Genomic DNA, 16,695 nt, shown 5'->3' on the forward strand with positions numbered 1-16,695 from the left:
ACCAACAGCGCTTAACAATACCAATTTAAGGCAAAGCTGCGGGCTTTGCCTTAAATTTTTGGAACAACCAACTAAGCGCAACTAACGACAAGCCTAAGCCGATAAACGAAATAGCCCGCAATAATCCAGTTAAGTTTGCCATATCAATCAAGAACACTTTTAACACCACCAGCGCCAATAAGCCAAGGCCAAGCTTTTGTAATAACGTATTGGTTTTTAAATGCCCTATCACAACTAACATAGCACCGATAATAAGCCAAACTAAAGAATAACTGTAAAGCTCGGCATCTGAGGTTGGCAAAGCAATATTTATAAACTCGCCTTGCCAGTTGTGGCGAATTTCCGCATTGATATATAAAACACTCATCACACCTGCAAGTGCTGTAAACAGCTTTTGTAAATAGTGTTGAGATTTCGTCAGTCGGCTTGCCCAAATTGCAATTAAAGCTGGTACTAACCAAAGTAATAGTAACCAGTTAATAATCGGCCAGCTGCCTATATTTATCGGTTCAAAAAACGGATTTACAGCGGTAAAGCTTTTCACTACTAGCAAACCGCTTAATGTTAATAACGCAAAACCAGCCATTTGATAGAGCTTAGCCAATTGCGCAGTAAAGCGTGAGCGCAGTAAGTAAACACAGCCCAAGATGCCCCAGTTACAGGTCAGTAAAATATGCTCATACACAGACAAATTCTCAAAGTCAGGATAACGCCCTACTAACTGATAGCTCGTCTCTGTGGTAATAAATAAAGCAATGCAATGTAGGGCTGCACCCTCTAGCCACATTCGAACAGATTGCTGCTGCCAATGCCTTGCTGCCAAGTAAAATAAGCAAGCACATACAGGATAAACAACCAAACTCCAATGTACACCGAGCAGCAGCGCATCACTGTAATCCGCTGACCAAGGTGCAAAACTTAATCTAATGAGTAAAGCACCAACTAAACCTTTAAGCGGCCAAGTCAGTATGCTGAGTGACTGTTTATTCACATAAAAACTGATCAACAACACTTGCACAGCAAGCGCTAAGGTCAAGCTGCTACCTTCAAGGAGCATGGTTAATGCCAAACTAATATTGGCATTACCGCCGAGCCAGTAACTAAATACTCGCATTGGATTTGTGCTATTGATGGATAACTTAAATAGCCAGGCAGACAGTGCCAGTAATACAAAGCACCAAACCGGGTATGCCGTCATCAAGGCATGGTCGGGAGTGATGAGATATAAGCAACTAATAATCACAAAACTTGAAAGTGATGCGAGTAACGTAAAGCCAAAGCGTTTAGGGTATTTACGACCAAATAAAAAACCATAGCCTGCAAACAGAGCAATAAAGAACAGCCCTGCTCCGTAGTTTTGCCTAAAAACAAAAAGTTGCTCAGAATAATCAACAGTATTATTTTGCCCTGTCAGCAAACACACCACACTCACCACAGATATTATTAGCCAGTGATCCCATGTACTGTTTTTTAATACCAAAAACAACAGTAAAGCCACTAACAACAACATACTCAATTGCCAAGTAAGCAGTTGGTTACTACTCATGAGTAAAAGATAAAGTGGTACGACAACCGCTAATAACAAAGGGTTGTCGGGCAGTTGTTTCAGTAGCGTTTTAAAGCGATGTGGGCGGTATTCAATTTGCTTAAAGCCCAGCCCAAGGCGTGGAATAGCAATTAACAATATGATGCTAAATAGAGCATAAAGATTAATAAACCAATGCAGGTTTTTAGATACTGTCAATGCAACTAAAATGTACCAACCTAAATGACCTGCCCATAACAGATACCACAGCCAATGACGTTTTACATAATGCGCTACCAGCGAAGCAGAAACACTAACAAAAGCAACATAGGTAAGCAGCGCTATAAAATCATTATTCCCAGTATTGACCCAAACCGGCACGCTGTAGGCGCCAATAATACCAATGACCGCAAGCACTGGACCAAAACGCAGCGCCATCCAGCTTGCAGCTACAGAGATTAAGGTTAAAACGCTAAATGCAGGTAATGCTTGGAGTAAGCCATAATGGCTGTAGGCCAGTAAAGTGAGCGCAAAACAACTGATAAAGCCGCCGCTAGCAAGCGCAGCGGGAATATAGTTACTAAACCCATCAAAGATAATACCTTTACGATGTAACACCTCAGCCGCAACAATTAAGCTCAGACCAAAAATAGCCCCAAGTGTGAGTCGCATAGTTTCGGATAATAAGCCTGCTTCCAGTGAATAGCGGGCTAAAAAGATACCACCAAAGGCAAGTGCAACCGCTCCTACCCAAGTTAGCCAATTGGCTTTGATTTGTGTAACGAGTTGGCTTACTAGCGGATTTAAAATGGCAGGCTTGGGTTTTGTTGGCTCTGGCTTTTTAGGGATAGCCTCAATCGGCTTAATAATGACTTTCGGCTTTGGTTCAAATTTTGCTGAGTCAGTCAGATCTTCGTTTGAATTTTCAAACGTGTTTGCAGTATTTGTTTGAGGGTTATTAACATATGTCGCGTTAAGTTTTACTCGAAGAGCAGCCACCTCTCGCTTTAAACTAGAGAGTTGAAAAAGGGCAATAATGCCAGCAATTGAGCCACCTACAACAACTAGTGCTAGTAAGACTAGTAACGCAATACCGCCGTCCATACTCTCTCCTTGTGTATACTTTAAACAAAAAAGCAAAAGCCTTAATTGTTTATACAATAAACACTTAGCAAGAGTAAATAAACAACGATATTGCGTTTTAGCCGGTTAAGACTGTTCAGTCACCGTACGCTCTAAGGTCATCTTGTAACCTGAATCAGTGGTTTCATCGTGTTCAATCACCAAGATATAGTTACCTTCTTCGGTAAAATCCATATCGCTTTGTTGCAAGAGCACAATCTGTTGGCCGTTATCTTCAAACACCACATAAGTTGTATAAACTTCGTTATCAACCACCTGCTCTTGTTGGTCGTATTGATCTAACCCTTCAACAACATTGCTAGTATCTTCAACCGTTTCGCCATTGAGGGTAAAGTACACATCGACTTCGTCTATCTCTTGCCCTGCATAGCTATCAATTAAGTTAACCACAGTAACTGCGTGGCTGTAGCTGCTTGGTGTTAGATTTTCTTCAATGGTCATCATACGAGGGCCGTAATCTTTGTCATTGTAGAAAAGACCAACCGCACTTTGCTCACGCTCTAATGTCATTAAGAAATTATCTACAATCGTGTCGCCAGCTTCATCTAACATGGCGACGCTGTAACTATTTGGCGACATACTCATGTATTCAGAGTAACTATCGTTGCTAACAACTTCGGTGTTAGTCGCCGTTGTGCCTCGGGTTACTTTAAACTGGGTTTGCGTGTAATCATCAATGGTATTAATAAAACGCAGCTGACCTTGCGCGTCTTGGTGGTTTAGTTGTGTTACAGAGCTACTTGCCGTAACGACATCAAGTGTAATGCCATCTTCTTCTGTTGCATAACTTGGGCGGATCATCGCCATGTACGTTGCTTCATCATTAAAATACACGGTTGGTGATTCAAAAATCACATCTGTGCTGCCGCTAGCGGTAATATAAATAGTGTAATAACCTTCCTCAAGCGTCGCTAATTCTGGCTCAACGAGGTATTGCGAAGTCATTAATAACTCTGCGGTATCAAATACACCGTCGTCAGTGGCAACATATACATCGTAAAGATTGTCTTCGCCAACAATATTAAAAAAGCCGACATTGAATTCATCTTCATCGCTTGACGTCGGCACACTTAGCTCTGTAAAAATTGGTTCAGCAAAGTCACCATTCATTACTAATAACTGAGTTTGATCATTTTTTATATTGATAGTTTCTTCGTCAATCGTAATATAACTGTCGTTGGCATCAACATATTCAAAACTGAGATCATACTCCCCCGAACTGTAGTTATGACGAGTTGATACATCACCAAAGTCTGCCCCCGAGCGCTCAGTGTCATCAACAAATAAACGCGTGTATGGGCTGTTGTAAGAGCCATTGTACAGTTGCACATAGCCACTATTGCTACTGCTGCTGTCATCGCTTGAGCAGGCAGCTAGTACCGAAAGCAAACTTGAGGCAACAATTGTTTTAAGCAGAGTGCTTTTCATGGAATTTTTTCCTTATTGTTTGTAATACCCCATTCTGACTCGAATAAATCGAAAAAATTCTATGTTTTACAAACTATTACCTTCACTTACAGTTACTTACGATAAGGTTAAAAAGTGTAGAAAATGATGTAGAAAAGCACTTAATTAATCATAATTATGGACAGAAAATCACATTTATAGTGAAAGCAGCTTACTTTTACACGAAAAGTAAATAATGGTTACATTTTAGGCGTTTATGCAATCAAATCAGATAAATTATTAGATAGTTAAATTTGCGCTATGCAGCACAAAAAAATTAGCAAATAATGGTGTTCACACAAACGGGATTAGAATGAGGACTATGAACACGATTTTAACCACACAATGCGATGATGATGTTGGTCTAATTGCCAAGATCACTGGCCTTTGTCATCAGCATAATTTAAACATTACGCGTAATAACGAATTTGTAGATAAAGACGCTAAACGCTTTTTTATGCGTACAGAGTTAAGCGGTGTTATTGCTGAGGACTTTTTACCAAGGCTTGCTGAGCTACTTCCTGATGGCGCAGAGCTTGCCCTGCACAGCAGCGAAAAAACGAAAGTGGTATTGCTTGCCACTAAAGAAGCGCACTGCTTAGGTGGTGTATTACTTAAGCAGTTCGAAAAAGCCTTAAACATCGAAGTACTGGCTGTGATTGCCAACTACGCTGATTTAGCGCCATTGGCTGCAGGCTTTGGCGTGCCATTTCATGTGGTATCGCACGAAGGTTTAAGCCGTGCGGAGCATGATCAAAAAGTCGGTGATTTAATTGCCAGCTATCAGCCTGATATTATCGGCCTTGCAAAATATATGCGTATTTTAAGCCCTGAATTTGTGGCGCGCTTTGAAGGTAAGATTATTAATATTCACCATTCATTTTTGCCTGCCTTTATTGGTGCAAAGCCTTACCATCAGGCGTTTGAACGCGGTGTAAAAATTATTGGTGCGACCGCCCATTTTGTTAATAATGAGCTTGATGAAGGGCCGATTATTTTACAAGATGTGACGCATGTCAGCCATGCGGATACCGCAGAGATGATGGCAAAAATGGGTAAAGATGTAGAGAAAACAGTATTCTGTAAAGCGCTGCAACTCGCATCTGAACATAAACTGTTTATCAATGGTAATCGAACCGTGGTGTTCGCTTAAGCAATAAAATGAAGAGGCTGAATGGCCTCTTTATTATTTTTATTATCGTTTGTTATGCCGACTCAATAGGCTCTAGTTGCAATTTAGAGGCAATTAATACCGCTTGAGTACGGTTATACACACCTAGCTTTCTAAAAATTGCTGTAATGTGTGCTTTAACGGTTGCTTCAGAAATATGTAACTCGTAAGCAATCTGTTTGTTTAACAAGCCTTCGTGTAAGTATTGCAACACCTTGTATTGCTGCGGTGTCAGTGAAGCCACTTGCGCTGCAATTTCTTTGTCTTCGCCATCTACAGCAGCCACTTTATCTTTAAGTTCAAGTGGCAGCCAAACATCGCCTTCAAGAATGTGGTTGATTGCCAGCGCAATATCATCTGATGAAGATGATTTAGGAATAAATCCCATCGCACCATAACCCATTACTTTAGAAACTACATTGATGTCTTCGCTGCCAGAAACAACAGCTATTGGTAAGCTTGGATAGTCTTCGCGAATGCGAATAAGGCCGTATAAATCGCCATTGCCTGGCATGTGAAGGTCTAGTAGTAAGATATCAAGATCTTCTTGCTCGCTTAGCACCTGCAAAGTGGTATCAAAGTTTTCCGATTCAAACACTTCTAAATCAGCGAACTTAGCACTCAATGCCCCTTTCAGCGCTTCACGAAATAACGGATGATCGTCCGCTATTAAAAACTGACTCATGGTTCACTCCTAATAAATTCGGCTGACACCTATTTCTAAGTGACAGCCGATATACTACGTTTAGAATCAACTTCTAATCAAGTTTTTAACGCGATTTTAACGATTTAATCGGTTTTCGATTAGCTCATCAACAACGCTTGGATCGGCTAGTGTAGAAGTATCTCCAAGCTGTTGGTGCTCATTTGCCGCAATTTTACGTAAAATTCGACGCATGATCTTACCAGAACGAGTTTTCGGTAAACCCGGAGACCATTGGATCATATCTGGTGATGCAATTGGGCTTAACTCTTTACGAACCCAGTTACGTACCTCTTTTGTTAGTTCATCACTCACTACAACACCCTCATTTGGAGTGATGTAAACATAGATGCCCTGACCTTTAATATCATGCGGGTAACCAACTACAGCCGCTTCTGCTACTGCTTCGTGAGCAACCAATGCACTCTCGATTTCGGCAGTACCTAGGCGGTGGCCTGATACGTTAAGTACGTCATCTACACGGCCTGTGATCCAGTAGTAGCCATCTTCATCACGACGACAACCGTCACCAGTGAAGTACACACCAGGGTATGCTGAGAAATAGGTTTGTTCAAAGCGCTCATGGTCGCCATAAACTGTGCGAGCTTGTGATGGCCAGCTGTCTAAAATAACAAGGTTACCGTCAACCGCGCCTTCTAATGTGTTGCCTTCAGCATCAAATAGTGCCGGTGCAATACCAAAGAACGGACGAGTTGCTGAGCCTGGCTTCATATCTGTCGCACCTGGTAATGGTGTGATCATGATGCCACCAGTCTCTGTTTGCCACCACGTATCTACGATTGGGCAGTTTTCGTTACCAATATGCTCGTAATACCATGCCCACGCTTCTGGGTTAATTGGCTCACCTACAGAACCCATAACACGAAGACTTTTACGAGTTGAAGTCGCTGTTGGCTCATCGCCTTTCGCCATTAGAGCACGAATAGCAGTCGGTGCTGTGTAAAGGATAGTCACGTTGTGCTTATCAATTACTTCACCCATACGCCCCGCTGTTGGGTAAGTTGGTACACCTTCAAATACGACTTGCGTGCAGCCATTCACTAATGGGCCATAAGCAATGTAGCTGTGACCTGTGATCCAGCCCACATCGGCACTACACCAGAAAATATCGTCTTCTTTAAGATCAAACACATATTCATGTGTCATCGATGCATAAACAAGGTAACCACCGGTAGTATGAACCACACCTTTTGGTTGACCCGTTGAGCCTGAAGTATAAAGAATGAAAAGCGGATCTTCTGCATTCATTGGTTCAGGTTCGCACTCAGCTGGTAAATCAGCGACAAGCTCATGCCACCAAACATCATGACTATTCCATTCAACTTCACCACCGGTCAGCTGATGAACAATAACGTGCTCAACGGTGGTTACCGAGTCTTGTGATACCGCTTCATCAACATTTGCTTTAAGTGGTACGCAGTTGCCAGCACGGCGACCTTCGTCTGAAGTAATTACCACTTTAGCGCCTGAGTCATTAATTCGGTCAGCAATCGCTGATGGAGAGAAACCACCAAATACTACAGAGTGAATCGCACCAATACGCGCACACGCTTGCATAGCGTAAATAGCCTGCGGTGTCATTGGCATGTAAATAGCGACACGGTCACCTTTCGATACACCTAATTTTTTAAGGCCATTAGCTAATTTAGCGACTTCGTCGTGAAGCTTTTGGTAGCTGATGTTTTCGTTATGTTCAGGGTTGTCGCCTTCCCAAATGAGGGCTGTTTTATCGGCTTTAGTAGCAAGGTGGCGGTCAATACAGTTATAAGATGCGTTTAGTTGGCCGTCTTCATACCAGCGAATACTGATGTGGCCTTTGTCGAATGAAGTATTCTTTACTTTATTATAAGGAGTTGACCAATCAAGACGTTTACCGTGTTCTCGCCAAAATCCCTCAGGGTCATCAATCGATTGCTTATACAGTGTATTATATTTATCGTTATCAACTAATGCAGCATTCTTGATATGCGCTGGTACTGGATAGATACTTTCTGACATTGTTGTCGTCTCCATTTTAATTACTTGCCTACGGCCTGCATCAAGGATCACTCAGCAAAGCCCCTGAAAGTATTAGACCTTAGTTGTATATCTTGTCATTTAACAAAAAACGTCGAAATCGCCTTCTATAATCTAGTTCAATGTTAGATTGGTTGTGATTTAACCAGATATTCCACCTTAGTCTAATAGACCAATAGATAATTGAGAGAAGTCTTATCTTAAACAACAGTGGTACAACAACATTATTAAAAAATCATTAATGCAACAAGTAGCTTCGACAGGAATACACATTATGACAACAACAAAAGTAACCGCATTAAAAACACTAGCAGCTTCAGCTGTTTTATCAGCACTTGCCAGCAATGCTAACGCTGCAAACATTGGTAACACAGAGGTTTCTTATGGTGGCTATGTAAAACTTGATGCCATGTGGAGTGATTACTCAGCAGGCGTACCAGCCGGTGGTAGTATTGGCCGTGACTTCTATGTACCAGGTACAACACCAGTAGGCGCAGACAGCGACAGCGATGCTGTATTTGACATGCACGCGCGCCAATCTCGCTTTAACCTAGGTACCGCAACAAAGTTAGACGATGGCAAAACCATCAAAACTAAAATTGAAATCGACTTTATTGCTTCAGCACCAGGCGGTAACGAACGCGTTAGTAACTCTTATGCGCCACGTATTCGTCAAGCATTTGTAACTTATGATGGCTGGTTATTTGGTCAAGCATGGTCAAACTTTCAAAACGTAGGCGCATTACCTGAAACACTCGACTTCGTGGGACCTGCTGAGGGTACCGTGTTCGTACGCCAAGCACAGGCACGTTACACTACTGGCAACTGGTCATTCTCTATCGAAAACCCAGAGAGCACAGTCACAGTAGACGGCGCTCGCGTAGCCACTGATGATGCATCAATGCCTGACTTTACAGCACGTTATGCACATAAAGCTGATTGGGGTGAATTAGTATTTACCGGTCTTGCTCGTCAATTAACTTACAAGCAAAATGGCATTGATGCAGATACATCATCGTTCGGTATCAGCGCCTCAGGTAAAGTTAATTTTGGCCAAAACAACCTAAAATTCATGCTAACTCAAGGCTCAGGTTTAGGCCGCTACATTGGTTTAAACGTAGCAAATGGTGCTGTGCTTGATGGTGATGATTTAGATGCGATTGATTCAACATCAGGTTTTATTGCCTACCAACAACACTGGAACAGCCAATGGCGTTCTACTTTCCTTTACTCATTCTTCTCAGCAGATAACAACACAGATTTACTTGCAGTGACTGGCGACCCTACAGAAATGAGCCAAAGCTATAGTGCCAACCTTTTATACTCGCCTGTTAAAAAGCTCACCTTTGGTGTTGAGTTTAAACATGCCGAGCGTGAGTTAGAAAGCGGTGCTGACGGAGATATGGATCGTCTACAATTTTCTGCAAAATACGTTTTTTAAGATTTAAACTTATTTACTTCCTGAAGCGGCTTCGGCCGCTTTTTTTATATCTCCTTTTTATATTTCTGTGCCCTTTAAACTTTTTTGCAATCAATTATTCACTAAAACAGCAAACCTTAATTGCAAATTATTTTCATTTAGATTAGATTACGCATTAATTTCACGATTCATTGAACTAATTGGAACTTTGCATGTCATCAACAAAAATTTTGCGCTTATCTCAATTAAGCCTTGTGACCTCAGCACTTTTAAGTGGCCACGCTTTTGCAGAACAACAAAAAGAAGAACAAGCAATTGAAAAAATTGCCGTGTATGGCCAGCATCATAAAAACTACATCACAGAAGAAGCACAGTCTGCGACCAAATTAGGGCTAACAATTAAAGAGACACCACAGTCAATCTCTGTTGTTTCACGTGCATTAATGGATGACTTCTCACTCGATAATCTAAACGCTGTACTTGAAAGCACACCGGGTGTGACTGTTGAGCAAATTGAAACTGATCGTACTTATTTTAAAGCTCGCGGTTTTGAAATCACTAACTTCCAGGTTAATGGCATGGGTATGCCACAAGACAACGGTTCAATCCAAGGTACTCTTGATACCTCTATTTTTGATAGTGTTGAAATTGTACGTGGTGCCAATGGTTTAATGACAGGTGCGGGTAACCCTTCAGCAACCGTGAACATGGTTCTAAAACGCCCTACTTATCAAACACAAGTAAATGCGTCTGTATCGTATGGCTCTTGGGACAACAAACGTTTAGAGCTTGACGCTTCAACAGCTATCAACGAAAACCACGCTGTACGTGCAGTATTCACTAAGCACAAAACTGAGTCATACCTTGACCGTTACGAGCAAGATAAAACAATTTATTACCTAGCCTACGAAGGTCAATTAACTGATAGCACAGTAGTCACTGCAAACTATGTAAATCAAAAGAAAGATGCCGACAGCCCACTTTGGGGTGCCTTACCACTTTATTACAGCGATGGTTCAGCAACAAACTTTGATGCGTCAACCAGCACTGCTTCAGATTGGTCATATTGGAATAACACAACTGAGCAGCTGTTCTTATCAATTGAGCAAGCAATCACCAATACTTGGTTCTTAAAAGCCAGCTACGCGCACTTAGAAAATGAGCAAGATTCTGAGCTTTTCTATGTTTACGGCACACCAGACAGAGAAACAGGTCTTGGCCTAACTGGTTATGCGAGTGAATATGACCACAAAGATAAGCACGACATTTTAGATATCTACGCAACAGGTAAATTTGATTTATTTGGTATGGAACATGATCTGTCGTTTGGTGTAAACCAAGCAGATATGGATAACAAAGATAAATCATTGTATGACCGTACAACAGGCAATGGTTTCCCTGCGATGCCTGAGCTAGGTGGTTGGGACGGTGTTGCGCCAGTACCAACACTTACTGATGGTTTAACAGGTGCTGATATCACTAGTCGACAACGCTCTGCATATATTTCAACACGCATTCGTGCAACTGACGCATTCAGCATTTTAGCGGGTGTAAGCCAAGTAAATTGGGAAACGGAAGGTGCCTCTTACGGCGTTGCAAAAGACAAAGATAGCGACCAAACAGTGCCGTACTTCGGTGTTGTTTATGATATCAACGAAAGCTTCTCAACTTACGCAAGCTACACAGAAACCTTTGTTCCGCAAACAGAGCGTGACGTAAACGGTGATTATTTAGATCCAATCACAGGTAAAAGTAGCGAAATTGGTGTAAAGGCACAGCTACTTGATGACGACTTATTTGTAACTGTAGCCTACTTTGATGCAAAACAAGTTGGCCTTGCTGTTGCTATCCCAGGTTCATTACCTGATGACACTCGCTACTATGGCGCAGATGGTATTAACAGTGATGGTATTGAAGTAGAGCTTAGTGGCAAAATCAACGAAACGCTGAGCGCGAGCTTTAGTTTCAGCAATCTAAACATTGATGGTGATGAATTAGTTAAAAACTACACACCTGAAAACCAATTTAAACTTGCTGTAACTCATAAAGTGCCTGAAGTTGATGGTTTAACCTTTGGTTTAAACTACCAATGGCAAGACGACACTAAACGTGTACAACCTACTCAGCCGTCTGGCGTTGTTCCTGTTACTAAGCAAGATGCTTACGGCTTATTAAATCTAATGGCAACATACGATATTAATGACCACATGAGCGTTAACTTAAACGTTAATAACGTAACTAACGAAAAGTACTTACATAGCTTGTTCTGGGAGCAAGGTTATTACGGCGCACCGCGTAGTTATTCAGTATCTTTCAACTGGCAGCTATAATTTTATAAAGCGACAAGTTTTAAGCTTTAAGTACATGAAAAGCCGCATCATATGCGGCTTTTTTATTACCCCATTTTACTCTAAGAGCAAAAAACATAGCGAATAACCTTCACTTCATTGCACCTTATAAATTTTTCTGTAGTGTATTAAAAAATGAATATTTTAGTTATTTGGTACAGATTAATGGATGCTAAAAAATCGAAACGCTCTAGAAGATGTCCAGATTGTGGATGGAAGTTTCCAATAGCCAAAGCGAGTACACCAATAGACAGGGTTGACGGTAAACTATTCACTTGCCCTGATTGCCAAACAGCTCTCATATATCGAACTGATACAGAACTTATGTATCGAATTTTCACGCTGATGACAATACCAGCTACCAGCTTGGCATTCATATATGACGATAATGCGCTATTTGAAACAATAGCGATTTTTTTGATAATCCCTCTTGCAACCCTTGCTGCTATTTTATGGCGTCGTAGCGAATATATTGAACGTGTAAAATAACTTAAAATTGTCACTGAATTGAAAATGCGACAAACTACTGCCTACTCCAACAACTGCGGGTATATCCCGCATTAAGTTCTGCAATTAAACGCGATATAAAATCGCTGCTACAAACAACCATAAAAAAACCGCTAACTGTGTAGCGGTCTTTTTGTGTTAAGTGCGGGTCAAATCACGCTTAACTATACTCTTTTGCGGTGTTTATAGCTCGTCTTCAGCTAATAGGCCTGCATCTTCACCATCTTCTGGTTGCACAGTTGCTTGAAGTAATAGCATCTCACGTAACTTACCTTCGATCTCATCTGCGATCTCTGGGTTGTCTTTTAAGAACTTAATTGAGTTTGCTTTACCTTGACCAACTTTGCTGCCATTGTAGCTGTACCAAGCACCTGATTTTTCAACAATCTTATGCTTAACGCCTAGATCGATTAGTTCGCCTTGTTTAGAAATACCTTCACCATACATGATGATGAACTCAGCTTGTTTAAACGGCGGAGCAACCTTGTTTTTAACAACTTTAACGCGGGTTTCGTTACCAACAACCTCATCGCCTTCTTTCACTGAACCAATACGACGAATATCGATACGTACTGAAGCGTAGAATTTAAGTGCGTTACCGCCTGTTGTTGTTTCAGGGTTACCAAACATAACACCAATTTTCATACGGATTTGGTTGATGAAAATACATAGTGTGTTTGAACGCTTGATGTTACCTGTAAGCTTACGTAATGCTTGTGACATTAAGCGAGCTTGCAGACCCATGTGTGAGTCACCCATGTCACCTTCGATTTCAGCTTTAGGTGTTAAAGCTGCTACCGAGTCAACAATCACAACATCAACAGCACTTGAACGAACTAACATGTCACAAATTTCTAATGCTTGCTCACCCGTGTCTGGCTGAGAAACAAGTAAATCATCAATGTTTACGCCCAATTTTTGTGCGTATACAGGATCTAAAGCGTGCTCAGCATCTACGAATGCACACGTTTTACCTTGCTTTTGAGCTTCAGCGATAACTTGTAAAGTAAGTGTTGTTTTACCTGATGATTCAGGACCATACACTTCAACAATACGGCCTGTAGGTAAACCACCAATACCTAGTGCGATATCGATACCAAGTGAACCTGTTGAGATTGCTTCAATATCTAGGGCTTTGTTGTCGCCCAGTTTCATAATTGAGCCTTTACCAAATTGACGCTCAATTTGTGATAAAGCAGCGTCTAAGGCTTTTTGTTTGTTATCGTTCATTCTGTTCTCCAAATCCGGCTAATGCAGACAGTATACTGTATGAAATCACAGTATCAAGCTAATTTTCAGATTTTATCAATTCAATTATGTTTTTTAACGAATAAACAATAGCTTGCAGTCTAACTTCAGCTCTATCACCAGCGAAAACCTGTTTGCTTGAGTAGTTTTGACCAGCCAAATGAATACAAAACCACACTAATCCCACAGGTTTATCCAGTGTTCCACCACCGGGGCCTGCTATCCCCGAAATAGCTATTGCAATATCGGCGTTTGCAGCTTTTGCCGCCCCCGATGCCATTTCAACAACGGTTTGTTCACTCACCGCGCCAAAGCTGTTTAAGGTTTGCTCGCTAACGCCAATGAGCTCATGTTTTGCTTGGTTACTATAAGTAACAAACGCTCGGTCAATATAATTAGAACTGCCCGGGGTATCGGTGAGCGCATAACTCACTCCACCGCCAGTGCATGATTCTGCGGTAGTGATCCATAAGCGTTTATCCGTTAAAATAGCTCCTAATTTCGCAGCAAGTGTTTTAATCTCTTGATGTAATTCCATATTCAGCCTTTGGGTAAATACATGTCGTTTGATCTTTATGCACCGCACACTATAAAACAACAAACCCCTATGATGCAGCAGTATCTAAAAATAAAAGCCGAGCATCGGGATATTTTATTGTTTTATCGTATGGGCGACTTTTACGAACTTTTCTTTGATGATGCCAAGCGTGCAGCACAACTTCTTGATATTTCTCAAACCCACCGAGGTAAAGCCGGTGGCGATCCCATTCCAATGGCGGGTGTGCCCTATCACGCAGTAGAGAACTACTTAGCTCGCCTTGTACAAATGGGTGAGTCGGTGGCTATTTGTGAACAAGTTGGCGACCCAGCTACTAGCAAAGGCCCTGTTGAGCGTAAAGTTGTGCGCATTGTTACACCGGGCACTATTTCTGACGAAGCGTTATTACAAGAACGCCAAGACAACTTGCTAACCAGTGTGTGGCAAAGTAAACAAGGCTTATATGGTATTGCTTATTTAGATATTAACTCTGGCAGATTCAATGTGTTAGAAGTAAATACTGATGAAGCATTTAGCTCAACATTACAACGTTTAGCCCCTGCTGAGCTGCTCTATAGTGAAACATTTGCAAATGTGCATTTAATTGAACATATCAAAGGCGCACGTCGTCGCCCAGAATGGGAATTTGATTTAGATACTGCACAGCATTTACTTTGCGACCAATTTGGCACCAAAGATTTAGTTGGTTTTGGTGTAGACAAAGCACACGCTGCTTTGGTGGCTGCGGGCTGCTTAATGCAATATGTAAAAGACACTCAACGTATTGCCCTGCCGCATATTCGTGCGATTACCCTTGAGCAAAACGAACACGCGGTGATCTTAGATGCCGCAACCCGTAAAAACCTTGAACTAACAGTTAATTTATCAGGCGGCTACGAAAACACGCTTGCACAAGTACTTGATAAAACAGCGACTGCGATGGGTTCACGCTTATTAAAGCGTCGTATTCATACACCAGTGCGCAGCAAAACAGAGCTCAACTCTCGACTAAACGCTATTAGTGCAATTATCGATGCGCAATTATGTGGTGAGCTACAAGAGTCATTAAAGCAAATTGGCGACATTGAGCGTGTTATCGCCCGTTTAGCGCTTTGCACAGCACGCCCGCGTGATTTAACGCGCCTGCGTAGCGCACTGCAAGCTCTGGCACCATTACACGAATTACTTTTGGACGCCAACGATCCGCGTATTAGTCAAATAATAGCGCAATCACAGCAATTACCTGAGCTACAAGACTTACTAGAACGTGCTGTCATCGAAACCCCACCGGTACTTATTCGTGATGGGGGTGTTATTGCCCCGGGTTATAACAGTGAGCTTGATGAATGGCGTGCCCTAAGCCAAGGCGCAACCGATATTCTCGAAAAGCTTGAAGAACGTGAGCGTGAACGCACAGGCATTAGCACTTTAAAAATTGGCTATAACAAGGTGCATGGCTTTTTTATTGAAGTAAGTCGCGCTAACTCGCACTTGGTTCCTGCCGATTATATTCGCCGTCAAACGCTAAAAAATAATGAGCGCTATATTATCCCTGAGCTTAAAGAGCACGAAGATAAAGTACTTGGTAGCCAGTCAAAAGCGCTAGCACTTGAAAAACAGCTTTACGAGCAACTCTTTGAGTTTATTGCTCCGCACATTGAGCAGTTACAAACAATGGCAGCTGTTTTAGCAGATTTAGATGTACTGAACAATTTGGCCGAACGTGCGCAAGCGCTCAATTATGCTAAGCCAACACTGTGCGATAACGATAATATCAGTATTAAACAGGGTCGCCACCCAGTGGTAGAACAAGTAATGAAAGACCCGTTTATTGCCAACCCTGTAGAGCTTAATAACGACCGTAAAATGTTAATTATCACAGGTCCAAATATGGGTGGTAAATCGACCTATATGCGCCAAACCGCACTTATTGTTTTGATGGCTCACATTGGTTGTTACGTTCCTGCTGATAGTGCAGAAATTGGTAATATTGACCGTATTTTTACGCGTATTGGCGCAAGTGATGACCTAGCATCAGGGCGCTCAACCTTCATGGTTGAAATGACCGAAACGGCAACAATTTTAAATAACGCCACAGCGCAATCACTGGTACTGATGGATGAAATTGGTCGCGGTACTTCAACTTATGATGGTTTATCGCTTGCCTATGCAACGGCTGATTATTTAGCATCAAAAATTGCTGCTAAAACTTTGTTTGCAACCCACTATTTTGAGCTAACCGAACTGGCCGAGCAAAAAACGGGGCTGGTTAATGTGCACCTCGATGCCATTGAGCACAACGACACCATTGCCTTTATGCATACCGTGCTTGAAGGCGCAGCAAGCAAGAGCTTTGGTTTACAAGTTGCTGCTTTGGCTGGTGTACCAAAAGCGGTTATCCAACAAGCAAAACAAAAGCTTAAAATGCTTGAGAATCATCAACCTGTTACTGCCCCTATTGAGCAACAACAGCAAACATTAAGTTTTGATGATGAGCCTTCTGAGCTTGAATTAACCTTAAAACAGCTTGATCCAGACAGCCTAACGCCAAGACAAGCACACCAACTACTGTATCAATTAAAAGATTTATTGTAGTGCAATAAAAGAGC

The 16,695-nt window shown here is 41.8% G+C and carries 11 protein-coding genes; 5 read left to right on the plus strand and 6 right to left on the minus strand.

Annotated features, from left to right (window positions below; translation table 11 throughout):
* Positions 1–25: 25 nt before the first annotated feature.
* Together IRQ78_RS08355 and IRQ78_RS08360 are read right to left on the minus strand one after the other, a co-directional pair.
* Positions 26–2,629 carry a DUF2339 domain-containing protein gene (locus IRQ78_RS08355; protein ID WP_194441794.1) on the minus strand — a complete coding sequence of 868 codons (2,604 nt, stop codon included), beginning with the start codon at positions 2,627–2,629 and terminating at the stop codon, positions 26–28.
* A gap of 105 nt (positions 2,630–2,734) precedes the next feature.
* Complete coding sequence (locus IRQ78_RS08360) at positions 2,735–4,096, minus strand: DUF4397 domain-containing protein (RefSeq protein ID WP_138599723.1); 1,362 nt, start codon at positions 4,094–4,096, stop codon at positions 2,735–2,737.
* Positions 4,097–4,436: 340 nt separating this feature from the next.
* Between IRQ78_RS08360 and purU the strand changes: the two genes are divergently transcribed.
* Entirely contained in the window at positions 4,437–5,267 is an 831-nt protein-coding gene (gene purU, locus IRQ78_RS08365; RefSeq protein WP_194441795.1) for a formyltetrahydrofolate deformylase, read from the plus strand.
* A 52-nt stretch (positions 5,268–5,319) separates the two neighbouring features.
* On the opposite strand, the gene IRQ78_RS08370 is transcribed toward purU, so the two are convergent.
* Both IRQ78_RS08370 and acs read right to left on the minus strand, forming a co-directional pair.
* Positions 5,320–5,970 carry a response regulator transcription factor gene (locus IRQ78_RS08370; protein ID WP_054551155.1) on the minus strand — a complete coding sequence of 217 codons (651 nt, stop codon included), beginning with the start codon at positions 5,968–5,970 and terminating at the stop codon, positions 5,320–5,322.
* Between the two features lie 96 nt (positions 5,971–6,066).
* Positions 6,067–8,007, minus strand: a complete 1,941-nt coding sequence (acs, locus tag IRQ78_RS08375; protein WP_138618556.1) for an acetate--CoA ligase — start codon at positions 8,005–8,007, stop codon at positions 6,067–6,069.
* A 292-nt stretch (positions 8,008–8,299) separates the two neighbouring features.
* On the opposite strand from acs, the gene IRQ78_RS08380 reads away from it, so the two are divergent.
* The 3 genes from IRQ78_RS08380 (at position 8,300) to IRQ78_RS08390 (ending at position 12,282) form a co-directional block, all read left to right on the plus strand.
* Positions 8,300–9,466, plus strand: a complete 1,167-nt coding sequence (locus IRQ78_RS08380) for a DcaP family trimeric outer membrane transporter (RefSeq protein WP_138618554.1) — start codon at positions 8,300–8,302, stop codon at positions 9,464–9,466.
* 191 nt (positions 9,467–9,657) lie between these two features.
* Positions 9,658–11,775: a TonB-dependent siderophore receptor gene (locus IRQ78_RS08385; protein ID WP_138618552.1), complete on the plus strand. Its 2,118-nt coding sequence runs from the start codon at positions 9,658–9,660 to the stop codon at positions 11,773–11,775.
* A 153-nt stretch (positions 11,776–11,928) separates the two neighbouring features.
* Positions 11,929–12,282 carry a hypothetical protein gene (locus tag IRQ78_RS08390; protein ID WP_138599726.1) on the plus strand — a complete coding sequence of 118 codons (354 nt, stop codon included), beginning with the start codon at positions 11,929–11,931 and terminating at the stop codon, positions 12,280–12,282.
* A 201-nt stretch (positions 12,283–12,483) separates the two neighbouring features.
* On the opposite strand, the gene recA is transcribed toward IRQ78_RS08390, so the two are convergent.
* Positions 12,484–13,530: a recombinase RecA gene (recA, locus tag IRQ78_RS08395; protein ID WP_054551150.1), complete on the minus strand. Its 1,047-nt coding sequence runs from the start codon at positions 13,528–13,530 to the stop codon at positions 12,484–12,486.
* 58 nt (positions 13,531–13,588) lie between these two features.
* On the minus strand, positions 13,589–14,086 hold the full coding sequence (locus tag IRQ78_RS08400; protein ID WP_138618550.1) for a nicotinamide-nucleotide amidohydrolase family protein: 498 nt from the start codon (positions 14,084–14,086) through the stop codon (positions 13,589–13,591).
* A gap of 21 nt (positions 14,087–14,107) precedes the next feature.
* Between IRQ78_RS08400 and mutS the strand changes: the two genes are divergently transcribed.
* Positions 14,108–16,681: a DNA mismatch repair protein MutS gene (mutS, locus tag IRQ78_RS08405; RefSeq protein ID WP_138618548.1), complete on the plus strand. Its 2,574-nt coding sequence runs from the start codon at positions 14,108–14,110 to the stop codon at positions 16,679–16,681.
* The last annotated feature ends 14 nt before the right edge of the window (positions 16,682–16,695 follow it).

The organism is Pseudoalteromonas simplex (genome assembly GCF_015278155.1).
In the GTDB taxonomy this organism is placed as follows: Bacteria; Pseudomonadota; Gammaproteobacteria; order Enterobacterales; family Alteromonadaceae; genus Pseudoalteromonas; species Pseudoalteromonas simplex.